This is a genomic window from Qipengyuania oceanensis (assembly GCF_009827535.1).
GTDB classification, from domain to species: Bacteria; Pseudomonadota; Alphaproteobacteria; order Sphingomonadales; family Sphingomonadaceae; genus Qipengyuania_C; species Qipengyuania_C oceanensis.
Genome location: NZ_WTYN01000001.1, coordinates 491,516 through 511,921 on the forward strand (window position 1 = coordinate 491,516; position 20,406 = coordinate 511,921).

22 protein-coding genes are annotated in these 20,406 nt (G+C 64.7%); 10 read left to right on the forward strand and 12 right to left on the reverse strand.

The features are described 5' to 3' along the window. Positions 1 to 11: 11 nt before the first annotated feature. Complete coding sequence (locus GRI48_RS02390; protein ID WP_160670888.1) at positions 12 to 1,193, reverse strand: RsmB/NOP family class I SAM-dependent RNA methyltransferase; 1,182 nt, start codon at positions 1,191 to 1,193, stop codon at positions 12 to 14. Between the two features lie 3 nt (positions 1,194 to 1,196). Next, positions 1,197 to 2,651, reverse strand: coding sequence for an IMP dehydrogenase (guaB, locus tag GRI48_RS02395; RefSeq protein WP_160670892.1), 1,455 nt, complete (start codon positions 2,649 to 2,651; stop codon positions 1,197 to 1,199). 157 nt (positions 2,652 to 2,808) lie between these two features. On the opposite strand from guaB, the gene GRI48_RS02400 reads away from it, so the two are divergent. Together GRI48_RS02400 and GRI48_RS02405 are read left to right on the forward strand one after the other, a co-directional pair. After that, on the forward strand, positions 2,809 to 4,242 hold the full coding sequence (locus tag GRI48_RS02400; protein ID WP_160670895.1) for an MmgE/PrpD family protein: 1,434 nt from the start codon (positions 2,809 to 2,811) through the stop codon (positions 4,240 to 4,242). Beyond that, positions 4,223 to 5,041 (forward strand): NTP transferase domain-containing protein, encoded by an 819-nt coding sequence (locus GRI48_RS02405; protein WP_160670898.1) that lies wholly within the window; start codon positions 4,223 to 4,225, stop codon positions 5,039 to 5,041. The genes GRI48_RS02400 and GRI48_RS02405 overlap by 20 nt, the downstream gene beginning before the upstream one ends. A gap of 34 nt (positions 5,042 to 5,075) precedes the next feature. Here GRI48_RS02405 and GRI48_RS02410 read toward each other — a convergent pair whose 3' ends face one another. Both GRI48_RS02410 and GRI48_RS02415 read right to left on the reverse strand, forming a co-directional pair. Beyond that, the gene (locus GRI48_RS02410) at positions 5,076 to 5,774 is read right to left on the reverse strand and encodes a CDP-alcohol phosphatidyltransferase family protein (protein ID WP_419956953.1); all 699 of its coding nucleotides are present in this window, start codon (positions 5,772 to 5,774) and stop codon (positions 5,076 to 5,078) included. A 108-nt stretch (positions 5,775 to 5,882) separates the two neighbouring features. Next, positions 5,883 to 6,638 carry a 3-hydroxybutyrate dehydrogenase gene (locus GRI48_RS02415; RefSeq protein ID WP_160670904.1) on the reverse strand — a complete coding sequence of 252 codons (756 nt, stop codon included), beginning with the start codon at positions 6,636 to 6,638 and terminating at the stop codon, positions 5,883 to 5,885. 112 nt (positions 6,639 to 6,750) lie between these two features. Here GRI48_RS02415 and ypfJ point away from each other — a divergent pair, with 112 nt between their 5' ends. Then, positions 6,751 to 7,608, forward strand: coding sequence for a KPN_02809 family neutral zinc metallopeptidase (gene ypfJ / locus GRI48_RS02420; protein WP_160670907.1), 858 nt, complete (start codon positions 6,751 to 6,753; stop codon positions 7,606 to 7,608). Between the two features lie 76 nt (positions 7,609 to 7,684). Here the strand turns inward: ypfJ and creD are convergent, their stop codons facing one another. From creD to GRI48_RS02440, 4 genes are all read right to left on the reverse strand, one after another. Then, positions 7,685 to 9,094 (reverse strand): cell envelope integrity protein CreD, encoded by a 1,410-nt coding sequence (gene creD / locus GRI48_RS02425; protein ID WP_160670910.1) that lies wholly within the window; start codon positions 9,092 to 9,094, stop codon positions 7,685 to 7,687. Between the two features lie 134 nt (positions 9,095 to 9,228). Next, positions 9,229 to 10,827: a M56 family metallopeptidase gene (locus GRI48_RS02430; protein WP_160670913.1), complete on the reverse strand. Its 1,599-nt coding sequence runs from the start codon at positions 10,825 to 10,827 to the stop codon at positions 9,229 to 9,231. Beyond that, the gene (locus GRI48_RS02435) at positions 10,824 to 11,210 is read right to left on the reverse strand and encodes a BlaI/MecI/CopY family transcriptional regulator (protein WP_160670916.1); all 387 of its coding nucleotides are present in this window, start codon (positions 11,208 to 11,210) and stop codon (positions 10,824 to 10,826) included. The genes GRI48_RS02430 and GRI48_RS02435 overlap by 4 nt, the downstream gene beginning before the upstream one ends. 166 nt (positions 11,211 to 11,376) lie before the next feature. Then, positions 11,377 to 12,255, reverse strand: a complete 879-nt coding sequence (locus GRI48_RS02440) for a glycoside hydrolase (RefSeq protein WP_237451696.1) — start codon at positions 12,253 to 12,255, stop codon at positions 11,377 to 11,379. A 118-nt stretch (positions 12,256 to 12,373) separates the two neighbouring features. Between GRI48_RS02440 and GRI48_RS02445 the strand changes: the two genes are divergently transcribed. Then, positions 12,374 to 12,580, forward strand: a complete 207-nt coding sequence (locus GRI48_RS02445) for a hypothetical protein (RefSeq protein WP_160670919.1) — start codon at positions 12,374 to 12,376, stop codon at positions 12,578 to 12,580. A gap of 21 nt (positions 12,581 to 12,601) precedes the next feature. Here the strand turns inward: GRI48_RS02445 and sdhA are convergent, their stop codons facing one another. Genes sdhA through sdhC form a run of 3 tightly spaced genes read right to left on the reverse strand, consistent with a single transcriptional unit; the run spans position 12,602 to position 15,210 of the window. Further along, positions 12,602 to 14,431 carry a succinate dehydrogenase flavoprotein subunit gene (sdhA, locus tag GRI48_RS02450; protein WP_202389173.1) on the reverse strand — a complete coding sequence of 610 codons (1,830 nt, stop codon included), beginning with the start codon at positions 14,429 to 14,431 and terminating at the stop codon, positions 12,602 to 12,604. Further along, entirely contained in the window at positions 14,431 to 14,820 is a 390-nt protein-coding gene (gene sdhD, locus GRI48_RS02455; RefSeq protein WP_160670922.1) for a succinate dehydrogenase, hydrophobic membrane anchor protein, read from the reverse strand. The genes sdhA and sdhD overlap by 1 nt, the downstream gene beginning before the upstream one ends. 9 nt (positions 14,821 to 14,829) lie before the next feature. Beyond that, the gene (gene sdhC, locus GRI48_RS02460; RefSeq protein ID WP_160670927.1) at positions 14,830 to 15,210 is read right to left on the reverse strand and encodes a succinate dehydrogenase, cytochrome b556 subunit; all 381 of its coding nucleotides are present in this window, start codon (positions 15,208 to 15,210) and stop codon (positions 14,830 to 14,832) included. 123 nt (positions 15,211 to 15,333) lie between these two features. Here sdhC and GRI48_RS02465 point away from each other — a divergent pair, with 123 nt between their 5' ends. The 4 genes from GRI48_RS02465 to GRI48_RS02480 are packed head-to-tail and all read left to right on the forward strand — an operon-like array spanning position 15,334 to position 18,497. Next, entirely contained in the window at positions 15,334 to 16,044 is a 711-nt protein-coding gene (locus GRI48_RS02465; protein ID WP_160670930.1) for an SDR family NAD(P)-dependent oxidoreductase, read from the forward strand. Beyond that, complete coding sequence (bla, locus tag GRI48_RS02470) at positions 16,034 to 16,945, forward strand: subclass B3 metallo-beta-lactamase (protein ID WP_160670933.1); 912 nt, start codon at positions 16,034 to 16,036, stop codon at positions 16,943 to 16,945. Before GRI48_RS02465 ends, bla begins: the two co-directional genes overlap by 11 nt. Next, on the forward strand, positions 16,942 to 17,850 hold the full coding sequence (locus tag GRI48_RS02475; protein ID WP_160670936.1) for a 50S ribosomal protein L11 methyltransferase: 909 nt from the start codon (positions 16,942 to 16,944) through the stop codon (positions 17,848 to 17,850). The genes bla and GRI48_RS02475 overlap by 4 nt, the downstream gene beginning before the upstream one ends. Next, positions 17,823 to 18,497, forward strand: a complete 675-nt coding sequence (locus GRI48_RS02480; protein WP_337190753.1) for a DUF2459 domain-containing protein — start codon at positions 17,823 to 17,825, stop codon at positions 18,495 to 18,497. Before GRI48_RS02475 ends, GRI48_RS02480 begins: the two co-directional genes overlap by 28 nt. Here the strand turns inward: GRI48_RS02480 and GRI48_RS02485 are convergent. Then, on the reverse strand, positions 18,494 to 18,742 hold the full coding sequence (locus tag GRI48_RS02485; protein ID WP_160670939.1) for a hypothetical protein: 249 nt from the start codon (positions 18,740 to 18,742) through the stop codon (positions 18,494 to 18,496). The genes GRI48_RS02480 and GRI48_RS02485 overlap by 4 nt on opposite strands. A 117-nt stretch (positions 18,743 to 18,859) precedes the next feature. On the opposite strand from GRI48_RS02485, the gene GRI48_RS02490 reads away from it, so the two are divergent. Together GRI48_RS02490 and GRI48_RS02495 are read left to right on the forward strand one after the other, a co-directional pair. Beyond that, the gene (locus GRI48_RS02490; RefSeq protein WP_160670942.1) at positions 18,860 to 19,672 is read left to right on the forward strand and encodes an enoyl-CoA hydratase/isomerase family protein; all 813 of its coding nucleotides are present in this window, start codon (positions 18,860 to 18,862) and stop codon (positions 19,670 to 19,672) included. A 58-nt stretch (positions 19,673 to 19,730) separates the two neighbouring features. Then, a complete protein-coding gene (locus GRI48_RS02495; RefSeq protein WP_160670945.1) occupies positions 19,731 to 20,402 on the forward strand; it encodes an SDR family oxidoreductase in 672 nt (223 codons plus the stop codon). Positions 20,403 to 20,406 lie beyond the last annotated feature (4 nt).

A 20,406-nucleotide genomic window follows, 5' to 3' on the forward strand; every position in this document is an offset into this window, starting at 1 on the left:
TCGCAGCAAGGTTAACATGACTTTTTCAGACAAGCGACGAAAAATCCGTCGGTTCCGTCGAGTGCCGGCGACAATCTTACACCGTCGCCATGAACGCAGCCTAACGGCAGATCGGGGCCCGCGCGAGTCCATTCCTGGTCTTCCGCCAGTAACGTTGCGACGCGGTCCTTGCCCTCGGCATCGAGTAGCGAACAGGTGACGAAGACCAGCCTGCCCCCGGGACGCACAAGCTCGGAAGCGATGCGCAGGAGACGGTCTTGGACTTGGGTGAACCGGGCGAGCCGGTCCGGCGTGAGGCGCCACTTTGCTTCCGGCTTGCGCCGCCAGGTCCCGGTGCCCGAGCAGGGTGCATCGACCAGCACCGCGTCGGCCTTGCCATGCCAATCTGCCAGCATCTCCAATTCCTTGCCGGGATCGAGCAGGCAAATCTCGATCATTCCTGCACCCGCTTTCTCGGCGCGAGGTTGCAAATTGCCGAGCCGGCGCTTGTCGGTATCGCAGGCGATCAGCGTCCCGCTGTTGTCCATCATCGCCGCGAGCGAAAGCGTCTTGCCCCCGGCGCCCGCGCACAGGTCGACGACTGTCTCGCCGGGCATTGCGCCGGCCGCCATGCAGGCCAGCTGGCTGCCATGGTCCTGAACCTCGACCAGCCCGTCGCGCCAGGCCTCCCATTGCTCGACCTGCGTTCCGGATTCGAACCGCAGTCCCTGCGGCGCGGCCAGGATTTCGCCGGCTTCAGGGAGTTCGATCGTGGCGCGGTCGGCCTTGAGAGCGTTGACCCGCACGTCGAGGGGTGCGCGCGACATCAGGGCCGCGGCGTCCTGTCCCGAAACATCCGAAGCTTCGAGCGCGTCGACCAGCCACTGGGGCGCGAGCCCGCCCGCTGCAGCTTCTTCCGTCTCGCCGATCGGCTGGGGACCGTGCGCCGAACCGTCGAACAATGGATCGAGACCTTCGTCCAGCTGCGCAAGTCGCAACATCGCCGCGCGGCCACTCGCCGGTACGGGACCGCACGCGCGGATCGAGGAATAAACGAGTTCGCGAACGGCCCTGCGATCCTTCGATCCTGCATAGCGACGGGCCTTGAAATAGGCCGCAACGAGCCGGTCGGCGGGCGCGCCCTCGGTGCGCGCCGCTTCGATCACCTCGTCGACGATATCGATCGCGGCCTGGACCCGGGCTGCCGGTGTCATGGCCTACCGCGTCGGATAGTTCGGAGCCTCGCGCGTGATCGCGACATCATGGACATGGCTTTCCGTCAGACCGGCCCCCGTGATGCGCACGAACCGCGCGCGCTCCTTGAGTTCGGCGATCGTTGCAGAACCCGTGTAGCCCATCGCGGCCTTGATCCCCCCGACGAGCTGGTGGACGACATCGGCCGCCGGACCCTTGAACGGTACCTGCCCCTCGATGCCTTCCGGCACCAGCTTCATCGCCGAAACGTCTGCCTGGAAATACCGGTCGGCACTGCCGCGCGCCATCGCGCCGACGCTGCCCATGCCGCGGTAGCTCTTGTAGCTGCGACCCTGGTAGAGGAAGGTCTCACCCGGAGCCTCGGCGGTCCCGGCCAGCATCGAGCCGATCATCACGGTCGATGCCCCGGCAGCCAGCGCCTTAGCTGCATCGCCGCTCGTGCGCAGTCCGCCATCGGCGATTACCGGAACATTGGACTTGGCCGCTTCCGCCGCGCTTTCGAGGATCGCGGTCAGCTGGGGCACGCCGACGCCCGCGACCACGCGGGTCGTGCAGATGGAGCCGGGTCCGATGCCGATCTTCACCGCGTCGGCACCCGCATCGATCAATGCGCGGGTCGCCTCTGCGGTCGCGACGTTGCCGGCGATGATCTGCACCGAGTTCGAGAGCATCTTCGCCCGCTCGACCGCGCGCGCAACGTCCTTGTTGTGGCCGTGCGCGGTGTCGATGATGACGACGTCGCATTCGGCATCGATCAGCGCCTCGGTGCGGGCGAAACCCTTGTCGCCGACCGTGGTTGCGGCCGCCACGCGCAGCCGGCCGGTCCCGTCCTTGGTGGCATCGGGATAGTTGACCGCCTTCTCGATGTCCTTGACCGTGATCAGGCCGACGCACTTGCCTTCGTCGTCGACGACCAGCAGTTTCTCGATCCGGCGCTGGTGAAGCATCCGCCGCGCCTCTTCCTGCCCGGTGCCGAGCGGCACGGTGGCGAGATTGTCGGTCGTCATCAACTCGCGGACCGGCTGGTTGGGGTTTTCTGCGAACCTCACGTCGCGATTGGTCAGGATGCCGCACAGCTTGCCGCCACGGTCAGTTACCGGAATGCCGCTGATGCGGTTCTGCGTCATCATCGCCTGCGCCTCGCCCAGCGTCGCGTCCGGCGAGATGGTGATGGGATTGACGACCATGCCGCTTTCGAAGCGCTTGACCGCGCGCACCGCCGCGACCTGTTCGTCCACTTCGAGATTGCGGTGCAGCACGCCGATACCGCCGAGCTGCGCCATCACGATCGCCATGTCGGCCTCGGTCACGGTGTCCATCGCCGCCGAGATCACCGGGATGTTGAGCCCGATCTCGCGCGTCAGCCGGGTCGACGTATCGGCCATCGAGGGCAGGATGTCGCTTTCCGCCGGACGGAGGAGAACGTCATCGAAGGTGAGGCCGACGGGGATTTCCATGGAGTGCCACTTTGCTGCTGGTGCGGGACGATTCGTGGCGGCCCATGTAAACGCGGATTGCGTCATTCGCTAGTGCAGCACGGCGGTATTTGTGCACGCTGTCGAGATCGCATGCGAAAGGGTTGCCATCCGTGTCGAGCGGTTCGACAAGCGAGCCATGTCTGACGATCCCGTCTCCCCACACGTCGCCTACGGGCGCTGGCTTGCCGATGCTCCGCGCGAATGGCCGGAAGAGGCGTTGCATGTCGCGCGGCGCGCGCTGATCGATACGCTCGCCGTGATGGTCCCCGGAGCGGCGGACAGTGCCCCGGCGAAACTCTGGCCGGTGCTCGCCGAATTCGGCAGTGGGCCGTGCCGGGCGGTCGCGCGCAGCAAGGAGCTTTCGCCTGCCGACGCCGCGCTTTTCAACGGCACGGCGGCACACGCGCTGGATTTCGACGACAATTTCGATCCTGCAAAGGCCCATGCGAGCGCGGTGCTGGTCCCTGCCCTCCTCGCCGTCGCGGACCTCAATAATGACAGCGTCGGCGCGCTGCTCGACGGCTATATCTGCGGCCTTCAAGTGATGGGCCTGGTCGGCCAGGCGGTGAACCCGTTCCACCGCAGTCGCGGCTGGCACGCCACCGGGACGCTCGGGGTGATCGGCGCGGCAGCGGGCTGCGCGCGCCTCCTGGAGCTGGATGCGCAGCAGGCGGCGACCGCTATCTCGATCTCGACGAGCCTTGCGGGGGGCTTCATGAGCCAGTTCGGATCGGATGTGAAACCGCTCCACGCAGGGCTAGCCGCGCGCGGCGGGGTCGAGTCGGCGCTGTTCGCCCGCGCAGGGATGACGGCAGGCAGCGACACGCTAAATGGGCCAACGGGCCTGCGCACGCTGATGGTCGGACCCGACGTGGAAGAGCTTGCCGCAGCGATGGCGGGCAAGGTCGAGCACGGACAGACGATGCGCTTCCGCACCACGGACGTGGGCGAGCCGCTCCATGTTCTCGAGCATGGCCTCAAGGTCAAACGCTACCCCAATTGCGGGAGCCTGCACCGCGCACTCGACGGCATTCTGGAATTGCGCGACGCGCACGAGATCACGGCAGAAGCGGTCGATCACGTGCTGGTCCGCGCGCCCGCCGCGCACCTGCGCAATCTCATGTACGAGGATCCGCAGACCCCGGCGCAGGCCAAGTTCAGTCTGGAATACAGCGGTGCCGCCGCGCTGGTTACGGGCAACAGCACGCTCGCCGATTACGAGCCCGAAGCGATAGGTCGGCCGGAGGTGCGCGCCGAGATGCCCAAAATCCGCAAGGAATACGTCGAGAGGCTCGAGAGCGAGTTTCCGACCGAAGTCCATATCACGATGCAGGAGGGCTCGGTCCATTCGACCAGCGTCGCCATGCCGGCGGGCAGCAAGGCCGCGCCGCTTACCGACGGACAGCTCTGGGCCAAGCTGGAGGGTTGCATCGCCGCCGCACCCGGTTTCGATAACGCCGAGGCATTGCTCGGCGCGCTCGCCGATCTTGACGCGGACATGCCCGTGCGTCACCTGACCGCAGCGATGCAAGGCATAGGAGGGCAGGCCGATGGCCGCGCAAGGCGCTGAAAACAAAGTGACTGTGCTGGTGCTCGCCGCCAGTCGCGCCGGGCCTGACGACGCCGTGGCAGCATTGCAGGGGGTCAGCCACAAGTGCCTCGTCGAGATCGACGGCGAAGTCATGCTCCAGCGGGTCGTGCGCCAGATCGCCGAGAGCGAGCACACCGGCCGGATCTACGTCTCGATCGAGAGCGAGGACATCATCCGCAAGGTCCCTCTCCTCGCGCACATGATGGACGAAGGCCGGCTGCACTTCCTTCCTTCGTCCGACAATCTCTTCAACAGCGTCATGGCGGGTGCCCGGGCCATTCCCGACCCGCTGCCGCTAATGGTTTCGGCCGGCGACAACGCTCTCCACACGCCCGCGATGGTCGATTATTTCGCCAAGGCGGTGCTCGACGGCTCGATGGATGCCGCGGTGGGCATGACGCCTGCGGAAACGATCCTCGCCGCCTACCCCGACGGCAAGCGCGCGTTCCACGAGCTGAAGGACGGCGGCTGGTCGAGTTGCAACCTCTACGCGGCGAAGACCGAGCGCGCCCTGAAAGCAGCAAGGGTGTTCGAAACCGGTGGCCAGTTCGGCAAGCGGCCGAGCCGGATCCTGAAGGCATTCGGCGCGCGTTTTATGCTGATGTACAAGTTCAGGCTCGCCAGCCTGCAGGGCATGGCGGACTATCTGTCGAAACGCTGGGAAATCGATGTCCAGCCCGTCGTCATGCCGTTTGCCGACGCACCGATCGACGTCGACAACCCGGGCGATTTCAAGCGCACCGAAGCGATCCTGAAGCAGCGCCGCGGGGCTGCCTGAAGCTGCCCGGAGAACGCGTCAGCCTCTCGGCAGGCTAGCGTCTCGCTCTCCATTCGGTGTTCCGCGATGGCTCCTCACGCGCCAAGCGGCGCGCTGTTACCCAGGTCTGGAGAACAAACAAAGCGATCAGAACCGCGCCGACAAATGCGACGAACACGTCGAAGCCGTTTACTCTGCCGAAAAGGCCCGGCCCCGTGCCGAAATATACCATCGCCAATGTCAGCGTAATGAGCAGGAAACGAAGCTCGGTAGGACCCGCATTGAGATACGAAAGCTTTAGCTCTCCCAACACGCGGACCGAGAGAAACGCGTGGATTGACAGCAGAAGGTAGCCTGCGAGACCGACGAGCGCGACCTCCAGTGTAACGTAGGGCGTCAGCCCGATGCCCACCACCACCAGCGTCGTCGCAAGCCCGTCGCAGCTATGGTCGAGGAAGTAGCCGTAGCGCGGCCGCTCGATCTTGCGGAACCGGGCAAGACTGCCGTCGGTGGAATCGCCGAACCACTGGACGATGTATCCGGCGATGGCCACCCACAGCCACCTATCACCCAGGTTGCTCGCCACGTAGCCGGCAAAAACCAGGAAAGCCCCAACCATTCCGATAAACGTGAGCATGTCAGGCGTCACCCACGCGGGCATTCGCGCACAGATCCAGTTGAGCAGTCTCCGCTCGCTCCGGGCCAGAAGGTTTTCCTGGATGCGCTCGATGGGTTGCTGAGCCTGCTGCTCCATCATTCGGCTCCGTCAGGTGAATGTTGCAGCTCGATTACAGGATTATCGCCCGGCGAGCCATTGCGCATTTGACCTGCACATCTAACGGCGCAGCCGCTTCCGAATGTCCTACTCCGCCGTCCATCCACCGTCGATCGACCAGTTCGCACCGGTCACGTTGCCCGCTTCCTCGCGGCAGAGGAACACGGCGAGCGCGCCGACCTCGTGCGGCTGGACGAACTTCTTGGTCGGTTGCTTGGCCAGCAGGACATCGTTGATCACTTCCTCGCGCGAGAGGCCGCGGGCCTTCATCGTGTCAGGAATCTGCCCTTCGATCAGCGGCGTCCAGACATAGCCGGGGCTGATGCAATTGGCGGTGACGCCGGACTGCGCAAGTTCGAGCGCGATGGTCTTGGTGAAGCCGGCAACCCCGTGCTTCGACGCGTTGTAGGCGCTTTTGAACGGCGAAGCGGTCAGCGAATGCGCGCTGGCAGTATTGATGATCCGGCCCCAGCCCTTGTCCTTCATCGCGGGCACGGCGAGCCGGGTCGTGTGAAAAGTCGCCGTCAGGTTGAGGCCAATCACCTGGTCCCATTTCTCGACCGGAAAATCCTCTACCGGCGAGACATGCTGCATCCCGGCATTGTTGACGAGAATGTCGAGCGGGCCGGCCTCTGCCATCATCGCCTCGATCTCGCCTACGTCGAGCAGGTTCGCGGCCGAATGGCTGGCGCCCAGTTCCTCGCACAGCGCCGCGATCTCGTCCGAGTCGCCGAACCCGTTCAGGATCACTTCCGCCCCTTCGGCCCGCAGCGCCCGGGCGATCGCGAGACCGATGCCCGAGGTCGAGCCGGTGACGAGAGCGCGCTTGCCGGAAAGGAACATAAGTTTCTCCAAGGGGTTTGCTGGATTGAGAGACGTGGCTGCCTGTTTCGATGCATCCGCGAAATGTGTCCAGCGATATTGCGCCGCAGCGCACGCAGATTGGGGGAAATTCATGAAGCTCAATCCGTTCAATCCGAACAACGTCAGCGTCCGTAGCGGCGGCGGCGGTGGCGGTTTCCCCGGCGGCGGTGCCGGTGGCATCGGCTGCGGCACGCTGGTGATCGCGGCGATCGCCTATTTCATCTTCGGCGCGGATCCCATGCAGACGATCGGCGTGGTCGAGAGCGTTCAGAACTCAGGCGCGCAGCAGGGTGCGACTTCCGACAACCCGCAGGAAGTGTGCAACCAGGGGCCTTACGCACTCGAAGCCTGCAATGCGCTGAGCTCGCTCAACGAGACATGGCAGCCCGAATTCCAGCAAGCCGGGATCGGTTTCAAGCAGCCCACTCTGTTCCTGTACGATCGTGGCGTTCGCACCGCCTGCGGATCGGGCAGTTCGGCGATGGGGCCGTTCTACTGCCCCGGGGACGAGACGATCTACATCGACACCAGTTTCTACGACACGCTCGAGCAGCGGCTGGGCGCGGGCGGCGATTTCGCCCGCTATTACGTCATGGCGCATGAATACGGGCACCACATCCAGAAGCTGACCGGCCTCGCCGACCAGATCCGCAGCGCGCAATCGCAGGACCAGCGCCGCGCCAACCAGTTGCAGGTCCGCATGGAGCTCCAGGCGGACTGCTATGCCGGCGTCTGGGCGGGCAAGAACCGCAACCTGATAGAACCGGGCGACTTCGAGGAAGGCATGACCGCCGCGGCCGCGATCGGTGACGACAAGCTGACCGGCGGACGCGTATCGTCGGAGAACTTCACCCACGGCACCAGCGCGCAGCGTTCGGCATGGCTCAGGCGCGGTCTCGAAACTGGCGATTCCGATCAGTGCGATACTTTTGCCGACCTGCGTCGGTAAGCTCGCTTACTAGCAGATGAGAAGGGCCGGTTCCCATGTCGGGAGCCGGCCCTCTGCGTATCGGCGTCCGCCCTAATCAGGTGAGCGCCTGCTCCTCACTCTCTGCCCGGCGGCCCACGCTCGACCAGTCGATGCGCCGCGTTGCGTACATCGTGCCGGCCAGCGCGAAGAACAGCAGCACCGCGCCGATCAGCAGCGACCATGCTTCGAGGTTCAGCAGCACGTAGAGCAGCGCGTAAAGCCCAACGAGCAGAGCGCCGATCACCCTCGCCCGCAACCAGCTGCCTAGTACCGCGGCACTGTATGCTGTCAGCAAGCCGATGATCGCGGCGCTCGCCACGAGATAGGCCAGCATGAAGCCGATGACCTCGGCAAAGGCCAGCAGCAGCACGAAGAACAGTACGAGCCCGGCGCCGGTCAGCAAGTATTCGGCCGCAGCCACCCTCGCCCCGCCGACGATATCGAACATGAAGAAGGCGAGGAACGTGAAGCCGATAAACAGAAAGCCGTATTTCACGGCGCGATCGACCCGACTGTAGAGATCGACCGGCTCGACCAGCGCGATGCTCGCCGCCATGCTGGGTCCGGACGGCGCTGCGGCCCGCTCCACCGGCGCAGGCGGCGCAAGCTCGATCATCTCGTCCATAAGGATTGGCGGACCCGGATCGGCCTTCATCACCAGCGACTGGCCGAGTGCCAGGTTCGCGACCGACCACGTCGCCTCGAACCCTTCAGTGCCTATGTCCTTGCGCTCTGGCAGGAAGCTGCCGCCGAAACCGGGGTGCGGCCACGGCGACTTCACTGTCCATTCGGTGACCCCGCCGCGCGGGACAAGGCTGACCGAACGGCTCCCGCGAAGGCTGTAGGAATAGGCCACATCGAGAGGTGCATCGGCCGCCCAGTCGACGAAGCCGTGAAAACCCGAACCGCCCGACGCGGCGACCCCATTACCTGGTTTGAGAGCCACGGCCTTGCCGCCGACGGTCGCCTTCGCATCGCTCTGCAATCCACGCGGATCGGATGCGCCGAAACGCAGTTCCGCCTCGCCAAGCAGCAGACGCTCACGGCTGACGCCGGAGCGTTCGAGGTCGGCAGGCAGCGCGAAGCGCGCCGAGCCGGTGTTGGTGGCAAGGTATGTCACCGTCTCGTAGATCGACCTGGTGCGCTTTTCCGGTTCGAGGTCGGTGCTCAGTTTCTGCTGTTCGGGCGACAGGAACAGCTCTTCGCGAACCTTGATCGAGCGCGTGGTGTTGCGGCCATTGACCAATTCCGTCTGTACGCGCTCGACCTCGTAGGGGATCACGAGGACTGGTCCGGAAAGAACCTGGTCGCCGCCCCAGCCCGCCGTGATCGACTGCTGCGCTATGCGGGACTGGTGTTGGCGATCGGAAACCAGGCCGTAGACCATCAGCAGCGGGATCACGAGCGCTGCGCCGATCAGCGCGACGAAGAGAAGTTTAATGCCGGGTGTTCGTTCGCTAGCCATGATCCGCTCCATCTGTCGTGCGACGAAGCGTGGTGTGTGAGCGACGAACTGAATGCCGTGTTAATTCGGATAGAGCGGCCGAGAAGGCGGCAGGTGGGGACGCACCCGCCGCCGGCGCAAGGCTTGCAGAAGCGTCAGCCTTCGCTCGTTACCTCGGCAATCGCTTCGTCGAGTCCGCGCAGCACTTCGGCCTTGATGGCGGAGTCCATCTGCGGATCGGCTGCAATCTCGCGCCTCGCTTCGCGCAGGCCTTGCAGTGCGCTGGCAGTGACCGCCGATTCGCAGACCACGGTGACTTTCTTGCCGTCGGCACCAACGCGCTTGGCCACCATGTCGTTATTCTCGCACCGGGTCTCGATCCGGACCACGTCGCTGCCTGAAGCGCGGACTTGCGCAAAGGCCGATTTGCGTGCCTCTTTCGCCTCTGCCAGCGCAATGCGTACGTCTGCCATCGCTTCGGATACATCGGCCAGGATCGCGGCGCGTTCCTGCTCCGACAGGGCGCCTTCACCCTTGCGCAGGACCCTGACTTTTCGCCGGGTGGTGACGTCCGCATCCCCGATGCGCTTTTCTTCGCGGGCAATCTCGCGTTCCACCCCGGCAATCTCGCGTTCCACCTCGGCGATTTCCTGTTCCGATTGTTCGATCGCCTGCACTGCTTCTTCAATCTGGATCTCGACTGCGTCGTCGGTCGCATCGGGCGCATAGGGCGGATCCGGCGGCAGTGGAGCGCCGGGCGCCTCGGGAGGAGCAGGTGGTAAAGGCGCTTTGTCCTGCGGGGCTTCGGCGTAGCTGATCGTCGCGGTCAGCGGCAGCGCGAACGCCGCTGCGGCAAAACCGAGGCTGCCGAGGCGGCGGCGACGTGGGGATGGTGAACTCATGGTCAGGCTCCTCAACCGGTGAATTATGGATTTATCGCCGAGCACGGGGCAGGCCATCGGTGCCGCCAGTGCCAGGCGGGGGCTGGTCGCGAAGCCGGCGATGACTTCGGCGTACCGGGCACGCTCCTCTTGCGGGCGTTGGCGCACCACCCGGGCATCGCAAGCCGCCTCCTGGTCGCAGCGCAGCGCATGCCAGCCCAGCCAGCACAAGGGATTGAACCAGTGCAGTGCGAAAAGCGGCTGGATCGCGAAATTGACCAGCAGGTCGTGCCCGTGATGATGCGCCAGCTCGTGCGCCAGCGCGAGATCGCGAACGGTGCGATCGGTCCGGTCGAGAAAGCCTTCGGGCAGCGCGATGATCTTCTCGGCCACGCCGAAAGCGATCGGGGCTTCAGTGAGCGGCGTCTCGACCAGGCGGACCTTTCCGATAGCCCCCACCTCGACCGCGTTGGCGAGCATCACGGCGCGCATCCGGCGATAAGCTCGAAAGCGCATGACCAGGAACGTCAGGGCGCCCGCCAGCCACGCCAGCACGGCAATCGTCGACCAGTCGATCGAGGCGATCACCGTCGGCGAAACCTGCTCGACCGGAACATTCGCTACCGGTGCCAGGACGAGGTCGGCGTTCGACAACTCGGTCGCCAACGGTGCCGCGGGGGTTGCAGCTATTTGGCCGGCGGGTTTCATCCAAGCGGGGAGCAACAGCGGTGGAAGAACGAGCCGCAAAGCCGGCAGACACCAGAGGGCATAGGCGGCGCCCGCACCGAGATGGCGCGAAATAGGCCGGCGAAGAACGAGGACCAGCGCGATCAGCAACCCGGTCCATACGAGCGTGTCGATTAGCCAGCTCATTTGCGCATCTCCTTCAAGAGACGCTCGATCTCGGCGAGATCGTCATCGCTCAGGACTTCCTGCTCTGCGAGATTGGCAAACAGCGTGGCGGCTCGCCCGCCGAACAGGCGATCGACCAGTCGCCGGGACTCGCCGCCGACATAAGTGGAACGCTCGATGATCGGTGAATAAAGGAACCTGCGCCCGTCGGGTTCGGTCCTGATCGCCTGCTTCGTCACGAGGCGCGAGAGCAGCGTCTTCACGGTCGGCAAGCTCCAGTCGCGCGTCCGGCAGACTTCGTCGCAAACCTCCGTGGCCGTCAGGGGATGGCGGTCCCACAAGACCTCCATGACAGCGTGTTCGGCTTCGCTGATCCGCTCTCCGGAAATATCCTCACGCGCCATTTCGGCCTCCCCGACCTTTCGATTACGCCTGTAGTCATATCGACTACGTTTGTAAACATTAAGCGCGGATGAATAATCGGAAGCGGTCGTATGGAGCTCTGCGAAGGAGTGACGCCGCCCGACAAACTGCAACCTTGCCCAAGCCGTCGACCGGCCCGAGCGGGTCTCAGCATTCTTCGGCGGTATTCCTCGGCACGGGTCCGGGCGGCACGCGAGCAGCGCTCATCGCGAAAGGATCGGATGCGAGGCGGTGTGTCTGCGGATACGCCTTGGCAAGTACGGCATAGAGTTCCGGGTCGTAGGCCGCGAGGTCGGGATGGTTCAGTATCCAGACGCCGTCGACCACAACGAGCCGGTTCGAGTTGAACCAGATCTGCGTCCCTTCCGCCCAGTATTCCTGGATGGTGGTCGTGGCATATTCGTTGAGCCACAGCCCCTTCGAAAGCGCATTGGCATAGGCTGCTTCGATTTGCGCGTAGAGCGGCTTGTCGATCGCCTCGATCGCGAACAGGACATTATGCGCCATCTCGTGGACGAAGATCGTCTCGCCCCAGTACCTCGTCGAGGGATAGCCGAGGACATCCTCCTCCGACCCGACCGTACGCTCGCCGCCGATGCCCCTCGCCCGAGCGTCCCAGTATGCCCGATCGGAAAGTGCGCCGATGCGCGTGACATAATGCTTGCGCTCGCACCGCGTCAGACGCGGATCGTCGGGCGCGGGCCTGGTCCAGTTTGCCTTGTCCGGCAGGTCGAGCAATGCCTCGTCCTCTGCGATTATGGCAACGCGATAATCGTTCTGCGAGAGCCATTGCGCAAAATCGGGGCGCTTCGCCAGCATCCCTTCGATCATGTCGCTAGCGGCGAGCAGCGCTGCGTCCGGCACCCGTGCCGACGAAAGGACCGGTATTCCGGCGGCATCCACATGCTTGGCATAGAAAGGCTCGGCCCCAAGCTGTCGGGGCGGCGTGGACAATCCGGAGGCAGTGCACGCGCTCGCAAGCGCGATTGCCGCCATCACCCCCCACCGTTTCCTGATCGTGCTCATCGCGCTACATATGCCTCGATCGAATGAACCATGGATGGCGAAACCCTTGTCCCGCAGTGGCGCAACCGTCGGAAAAATCCAATCGCCGCCGGCAGGACCGCGCTAGCTGCGAGGCATCATGACCGATTTGCGCGATTCGATTTACTTCCAGCAGCTGGCAAGGTCCGCCCGGAAGCTTGCCGCGCAGCACGCCGATCCGGTGGTTAAGCGCAGGCTGCGTGAAACGGCAATCGAGCACGATCGCAGGGCACGGGAACTCGCGCGCGAGGAAGCAGGTCAGGCCAAACCCAGACGGGGCCTCAGGGACCTGCTTCGCCCGCGGTGAGCCGCGCGCCGCAAAATCCGGTCAGTACACCCGTTTCTTGGGCTTGATGTATTCGACGTCGTCGGTGAGCGTGTATTCGTGCACCGGGCGATAATCGATCCGGACACCGCCGCCCTTGCCGCCCCAGCCTTCGAACCAGGCGGCAGTATGCTTCATCCATTCGCCGTCGTTGCGATCGGGGAAATCCTCATGCGCGTGCGCGCCGCGGCTTTCCTTGCGATTCTCGGCACTGGCGATGGTGACGTTGGCCTGCGCCATCAGGTTGTCGAGCTCGAGCGTCTCGACGAGATCGGTGTTCCAGATGAGCGAGCGGTCGATCACGTCCACGTCTTCCATCCGCTTGTTGACCGCCTTCAGCTGCTCGACCCCTTCGGACAGCAGCGCGCTGTCGCGGAAGACCGCGCAATGCTTCTGCATCGACTGCTGCATCTCGGTCCGGATCGCGGCCGTGGGCGACCCGCCCTTTGCGTTGCGGAAGTGGTCGAGCCGGGTGAGCGACATTTCGGCGCTATCCGACGGCAGTTCGTCATGCGAGGTGCCGGGCTTGATCAGCTCCTTGAGGCGATGGCCGGTGGCGCGGCCGAAGACCACGAGGTCAATCAGCGAATTGGAGCCCAGCCGGTTGGCGCCGTGCACCGAGACGCAGGCCGCCTCGCCCACGGCGAACAGGCCTGGCACGACCGTTTCCGGATTGCCGTCGTCGCCGATTGTCACGACCTCGCCGTGATAGTTCGTCGGGATGCCGCCCATGTTGTAGTGCACGGTCGGGGTGACAGGGAGCGGCTGGCGCGTCAGGTCGACACCTGCAAAGATCTTGCCGCTTTCGGTGATGCCCGGCAGGCGTTCGGCCAGGATCGCCGGATCGATGTGGTCGAGGTGCAGGTAGATGTGGTCGCCATTGGGCCCCACGCCGCGCCCTTCGCGCATTTCGAGCGCCATCGAGCGGCTAACGACGTCGCGGCTGGCGAGGTCCTTTGCGCTAGGTGCATAGCGCTCCATGAAGCGCTCGCCCTCGGAGTTGGTGAGGTAACCGCCCTCGCCGCGCGCGCCTTCGGTGATGAGCACGCCCGCACCGTAGATCCCGGTCGGGTGGAACTGGACGAATTCCATGTCCTGCAGCGGCAGGCCTGCGCGCAGCACCATCCCGCCACCGTCGCCGGTGCAGGTATGGGCCGAAGTCGCGGTATAGTAGCAGCGGCCGTAGCCGCCGGTCGCCAGCACGACCGAGTGCGAGCGGAAGCGGTGGATCGTCCCGTCGTCGAGGCACAGCGCGATCACGCCGACGCAGGCGCCGTTCTTCATGATCAGGTCGATCGCGAAATACTCGATGAAGAAGTCCGCGTCGTACTTCAGGCTCTGCTGGTAGAGCGCGTGGAGCATGGCGTGCCCCGTACGGTCGGCCGCGGCGCATGTGCGCTGCACCGGCGGGCCTTCGCCCATGTTCTGCATGTGCCCGCCGAAGGGCCGCTGGTAGATCGTCCCGTCTTCGTTGCGGCTGAAGGGCACGCCGGCGTGCTCGAGTTCGTAGACCGCCTGCGGGGCTTCGCGCACCATGTATTCGATCGCGTCCTGGTCGCCGAGCCAGTCGGATCCCTTGACGGTATCGTACATGTGCCACGACCAGTGGTCGGGCGAATTGTTGCCGAGGCTGGCGGCGATGCCGCCTTGCGCTGCCACGGTGTGCGAGCGGGTCGGGAAGACCTTGGAGATATTCGCCGTGCGCAGACCGGCTTCGGCTGCACCCATGGTCGCACGAAGGCCGGATCCACCGGCCCCCACGACCACGACGTCGTATGTGTGGTCGACGATCGGATAGGCGCGGCCGCCGATTTCGAAAGTGTCAGCAGGCATCAGGCAGCTCCTCCACCAAGAGCGAGACGGACGATGCAGAACACGCCGAAGGCGGCGCCCGCGATGGCTGCGAGGTTGAGCAGCGCGATCACGCCGAACTTGGTGCCAGCATCGTGAACGTAATCCTCGACCAGCACCTGCAGGCCGAGCCGCGCGTGCCAGAAAGTCGATACGACCAGCAGGGCCAGGACGGTCGCCGGGACCGGCTCGCTGAAAAAGCCGGTGGCGGTCGCGTAGGACAGGTCGGGCAGCATCAGGATGCTGCCCACCAGGAAGAGCACCGAGACAAGGTTGCCGATCGCCGTGAAGCGCTGGACCATCCAGTGATGCGCGCCCTCGTGCGCGGAGCCGAGCCCGCGTACGCGTCCGAGAGAAGTACCGTTACCCATTTGCGAAACCTACTTGAGAAGAATGATGGCCCAGAAGGCCACGGTGAGGGCGATGCCGATGATCGGCGCGGCAATCGACCAGGTCTTGTTGATGTCGAGTTCGTAGCCCGCCCCGATGTCGAGCACGAAGTGCCGCAGGCCGGACGTCAGATGCGAAAAAAACGCCCAGGAGAGACCGACCAGCACGACATAGCCGATCGGCGACGTCATCACCTCCGCGAAGGTCGCATAGGAGGCAGGCCCGCCAGCCATTGCGCCGAGCCACCACAGCAGCACGGCGAGACCGACGAGCGCGAGGCCGTCTCCAGTGACGCGGTGGAGAATGGAAACGAGCATGTGCGGCCCCCATTTCCAGATCTGCAGGTGCGGGGCTGTCGGGCGATTGGCCATCGGCAAGGCTTTCCTGTTGGGACGTTGCGTGTGCACCCCTTAGCGTATGCAACACGCGAGGCAAGCGGGCTTTCCCGCAGGACGGCGCTCGACTTCACTCGCAAATTTGCCAATAGGGCGCGGATGACCACCATCCTTCTCACCGGCAGTTCGCGCGGCATCGGCGCCGCGATCCGGCGGCAACTCGAAGTGCGCGGGGCGACCGTGATCGGCCATGCGAGTTCGGCCGGCGACGAGCATACAATCGGCGCGGATCTGGCCCATGCCGGAGCAGCGGCGGCGCTTTGGACTGAGGCACTGGCCCGTTCCGGCGGAACTATCGACGCGGTAATTTTGAACGCGGGACTGTTCGAGGCAACACCACTTGGCGCGAGCGATGCGGAATGGCTCGCCGGATGGGAAAAGACGCTCGCGATCAACCTCTCCAGCGCTGCCCAGCTGGCCCGCCACGCCGTTCTGCACTGGCAGGAAAAACGCTCCGGCGGGCGCATCGTGCACGTCGCGAGCCGTGCCGGACATCGCGGCGATTCGCCCGCACATTGGCATTACGCGGCGGCCAAGGGCGGAATGCTGGCGATGCACAAGACCATCGCGCGCGCCTATGCCGCCGAGAACATCCTGAGCTTCGCGATCACGCCCGGCTTCACCGACACGGCCATGGCAGGCGATTACCTCGAAAGCCGCGGCGGAGCGGGTCTGCTCGCGGACATCCCGCTCGGGCGGGTCGCGACACCCGACGAAATCGCCACGATCGCGACCTTCTGCGCGCTCGAGGGGCCACCCAGCATGACCGGCGCGACGATCGACGCCAACGGAGCAAGCTATGTCCGCTAGAACCGCATTTTGCGCCCTTGCCCTCGCTTGCCTCGGAGCGACGCAACCAGCCGAGTTCGACGACCCGGATCCCTCGCAAGCCGCATGGGCAGAGCGATGCGAGGCTTGGGACGACTGGAACAAGCCCGGCCCTGCGTTTCGCATTTACGGCAACAGCTGGTATGTCGGGACCTGCGGCATCAGCGCGATCCTGATCGCCGGAAGCGACGGCCACGTGCTGATCGACGGGGGCACGGTGAAGGGCGCCGACCTGATCGCCGCGAACATCGCTGCCGCCGGGTTCGATATCCGCGACGTCAAGGTGATCCTCTTCAGCCACGAACATGACGACCACGTGGGCGGACTGGCGAAATTGCAGGAATTGAGCGGTGCGGTCGTCCTGTCGTCGAAAGGGGCGCGTACGACGATGGAGACGGGAGGACCGTCATCGGACGATCCACAGAGGGCCATCGCCAACCGCTTCGATCCGGTGCGCGTTGCGGGCATCGCCGAAGACAACATGGCGGTACAGGTCGGTGACCTGTCGATCATAGGATGGGAAACTCCCGGTCACACCCCGGGAGCGATGAGCTGGCAGTGGCAAGCGAGAAGCGCGCATGGTAATCCCGCGATGACGATCAATTACATCGACAGCCTCTCGCCGATTTCCGCCGACGAATACCGATTCTCCGATCATCCCGCCTATGTCGCCCAGTTCAGGGCCGGCCTGGAACGGATGAAATCGATCGGCTGCGGTATCCTCGTCACTCCCCATCCCTCGGCAAGCGCGATGGAGGTCCGCATTGCGCAGGGTGGCCTCGTCGAAGATCGCAGCGCCTGTTTCGAATATGTCGATGCAGCAGGCAAGCGGCTCGATGCGCGCCTGGCGAAGGAAGCAGATTCCGGGGAAGCGGCCGAATGACCAGCTGGAAGCTCACGGCCTATGCCGACAAGCCGGTGATCGAAGCCGCGCTGGCAGCGCAGGAAGCCGATCCATCATGGGACGATGAAGTCGTCCTGACAGGCTTCGAGGTCGCGCCGGACCAGCCCGATGACTGGGTGCTCGAGGCATACTTGCCGCGCAAGCCGAACGCGCAGGACCGAAAGGCCGTCGCCGCTCTTTTCGGAGACATGAACCCCGAAATGTCGGCCCGGAAACTGCCCGAAGAGGATTGGGTCGTGACCAGCCAGCAAGGGGTCGAACCGATCCGCGCAGGCCGATTCTACATCCACACGCCGGATTACCCGCCGAGCGAGGACCCTGCCCTGCGCAGCTTCGCCATCCCGGCGAGCCAGGCCTTCGGCACGGGCCAGCACGAGACGACCGCCGGGTGTCTCGCGATGCTTACGGCGATGAAGCGACGCGGCGTCGTCGCACGCACGATCGCGGACATCGGCACCGGGACCGGGTTGCTGGCATTCGCGGGGATGGAATTGTGGCCGAGCGCGCAAGCGACTGCTTCCGACATCGATCCCGTGTGCCTGCCGGTGGTCGAGCGAAACATGGTCTCGAACGCGATTCGCGAAGGCGCGGGCGCAGGCGAACTGACGATGTTGATCGCCGACGGCATGGACGATCCGCTGCTGCAGGCGCGCGCCCCCTACGATCTCCTGATTGCCAACATCCTCGCCCGACCGCTCATAGATCTCGCACCGGATTTGGCCGCGGTCGTCCCGCCCGGTGGAAGTGTGGTGCTGGCGGGTCTGCTCGAAACGCAGGAAGGCGACGTGCGGGCAGCCTATCGGCGCGCTGGCTTCAGGCTAGCGGCCCGCATCGTCAACGGCGACTGGTCGATCCTGTGGCTGCGACGGCGCAACGCGCGCTGAGGTTCGCTGGCAAGGCGCTGGCTTGGCTGGCGCTTGCGCTGGGCCTGTTCGTGCTGGCCGGCTGGATCGGCAGCAGCATTCCGCGCAACTCCGGCTGGACCGAGCCCGACGACGGCATAGCGATCATGGTCGAGACCAACGGCGTACACACGGCGCTCGTGCTGCCCTTGGTGACCCCCCAAAAGGACTGGCGCAGAGATTTTCCCGCGTCCGACATCGAGGCCAGCGACGCGCCCTACACGCATGTCTCGATCAGCTGGGGGCAGCGGGAGGTCTTCCTGGAAACGGAAACCTGGGCAGATCTGAGGCTTTCGACGGTGTGGCATGCAATGGCCGGGAGCGATGCCCTGCTCCACGTCGCGCATTACATCCGCCCCGCCCCGGCAGCGGACATTCGCAGATTGACCCTGCGTGCACACGAATACGCCCGGCTGGTGGCTGCAATCGAGGCACAGGCCCGGATCGGCCGACAGCGCCGGATGTATCCCGGTTACTACGCACAGGATGTCTTCTACGAGACTGGCGGCAGTTATCACCTCGGCAACACCTGCAACCAGTGGACCGGCGACATCCTTGCAGAAGCGGGTGTCGAAACAGGCTGGTGGACGCCCTTTGCGGGCGGCGTGATGAAATGGATCCCGGACTAGTTCGCGAGGGCAGCGCGCCTGGCCAGCTTTTCCTTGGCCCACGCGGCGAGCATCAGCGGAACGATGACCGAAAACGCGATACCTGCCAGCATGCACATGGTGATGAACCAGGTCATCGCCGATCCGCCATGCTGGTAAAGCGACCAGACGATCGGGGCGGCCATCACGAAGCCGCGGATTTCGTTGAGGATCAGCAGCACGGCTCCGAACTTGAGTAGGAATGCCGAAATTGCCGAAAGTTCCACGATGCTCACTCCTGCCTGGGTATACCCGATCAAGCCGCGAAACCGCGTTCGGGTTCCGCGACCCCCCTCGCCAACCGGCAGTAGCCGTGCCAGACTTGCGACAGGCTGAAGCTGACGATGCGGGAGAGCAATCTGGTGTACGAGACGATAACCATCGAGAAGCGCGGCGCTGCCGACTGGCTGACCCTCGATCGGCCGGGCAGCCTCAATGCGATCAACCTGAAGATGGTCGAAGAGCTGAACGATTATTTCGGGAAGCTCTACAACGACGGGTCGGTGCGCGTCGTCGTGATGCGTGGCGCGGGCAAGGCCTTCTGTGCCGGTCTCGATATCAAGGAGCGCTCTGACAGCGAGGCGGAAATTCCCTTTGGTGGCGGGTTCTCCTTCCAGGGCTACCTTGCCGACGTCTACATCAAGATGCGCCGCTGCCCGCAGCCGATCGTCACCTGCATCCAGGGCGCGGCATGCGGCGGTGGCTTCGCCTTTGCCCTTGCCAGCGACATTCGCATTTCCGCGACCAGCGCGAAGATGAATTCCGCCTTCATCAAGCTGGGCCTGTCCAGTTGCGACATGGGGGTGAGCTACTTCCTGCCGCGCATCGTCGGGCTGACTTTGGCGAGCGAACTCATGCTGACAGGTCGCTTCATTCATGCGGAACGCGCGCTGGCAGTCGGGCTGGTCAACGAGGTCGTCGCCGAGGATGCGCTCGAGGCCACCGCACAGGGCTATGTCGAAGACATGCTCAACGCCTCGCCGAAGGGGCTTCGGATGACCAAGGAAGGCCTCGCGCTCGCCATCGACGGGCAGAGCCTGGAAGCGGTGATGGCGATCGAGAACCGCAACCAGCTCATGACCAGCGCCAGCCCCAACTTCGCCGAGGGCATGCGCGCCTTCCTGGAAAAACGCGCACCGGATTACATACCGGACTAGGGAACGTCGGTCGCTCCGAAACCTTGGTCACGCGAAAGCACTGACCAAGGAGCAAAACATGGCCCGCACCCTTCTCATTACCGGCGCATCGAGCGGCATCGGCGCAGCCACCGCCAGGGCAGCAGCAAAGGCGGGGTGGAACGTCGCCCTGCTCGCCCGATCGCAGGACAAACTATCGGACCTCGCCGGCGAGCTGGGCGATTGCGCGCTGGCCCTGCCATGCGATGTGACCGACCGCGATGCCGTGGCCAAAGCGGTTGCCGACACGGTTGCAAGGTTTGGCGGGCTCGACGCGGTCTTCGCCAATGCCGGCAAGGGGGTGGAGCATCCCGGGGTGGAAAATGGCAGGCCGGACGAATGGCACGACATGATCCACCTCAACGTCATGGCAGTGCTGTACACGGCGCACGCCGCGCTGCCGCACCTGCGCAAGGCAAAGGGCCAGTTCATCGTCACCGGGTCAAAGGCCGGGCGCGACCACATGAAGGGTTCGATCTATTCGGCGACGAAATGGTTCATCCACGGCTTCGCAGGCAATCTCGCAGAGGAAATGCGCGAATGGGGTGGCCGCTGCACGGTCATTTCGCCGGGCATGGTCAACACCGAATTCTTCGACGAAGAGAAGCCGACCAAGCTGCAGCCCAAGGACGTGGCGGATGCGGTTGTGTTCGCGCTCGAGCAGCCGGACACCTCCTGCGTCCGCGAGATCCACCTGATGCCGAACGACTGAGCGG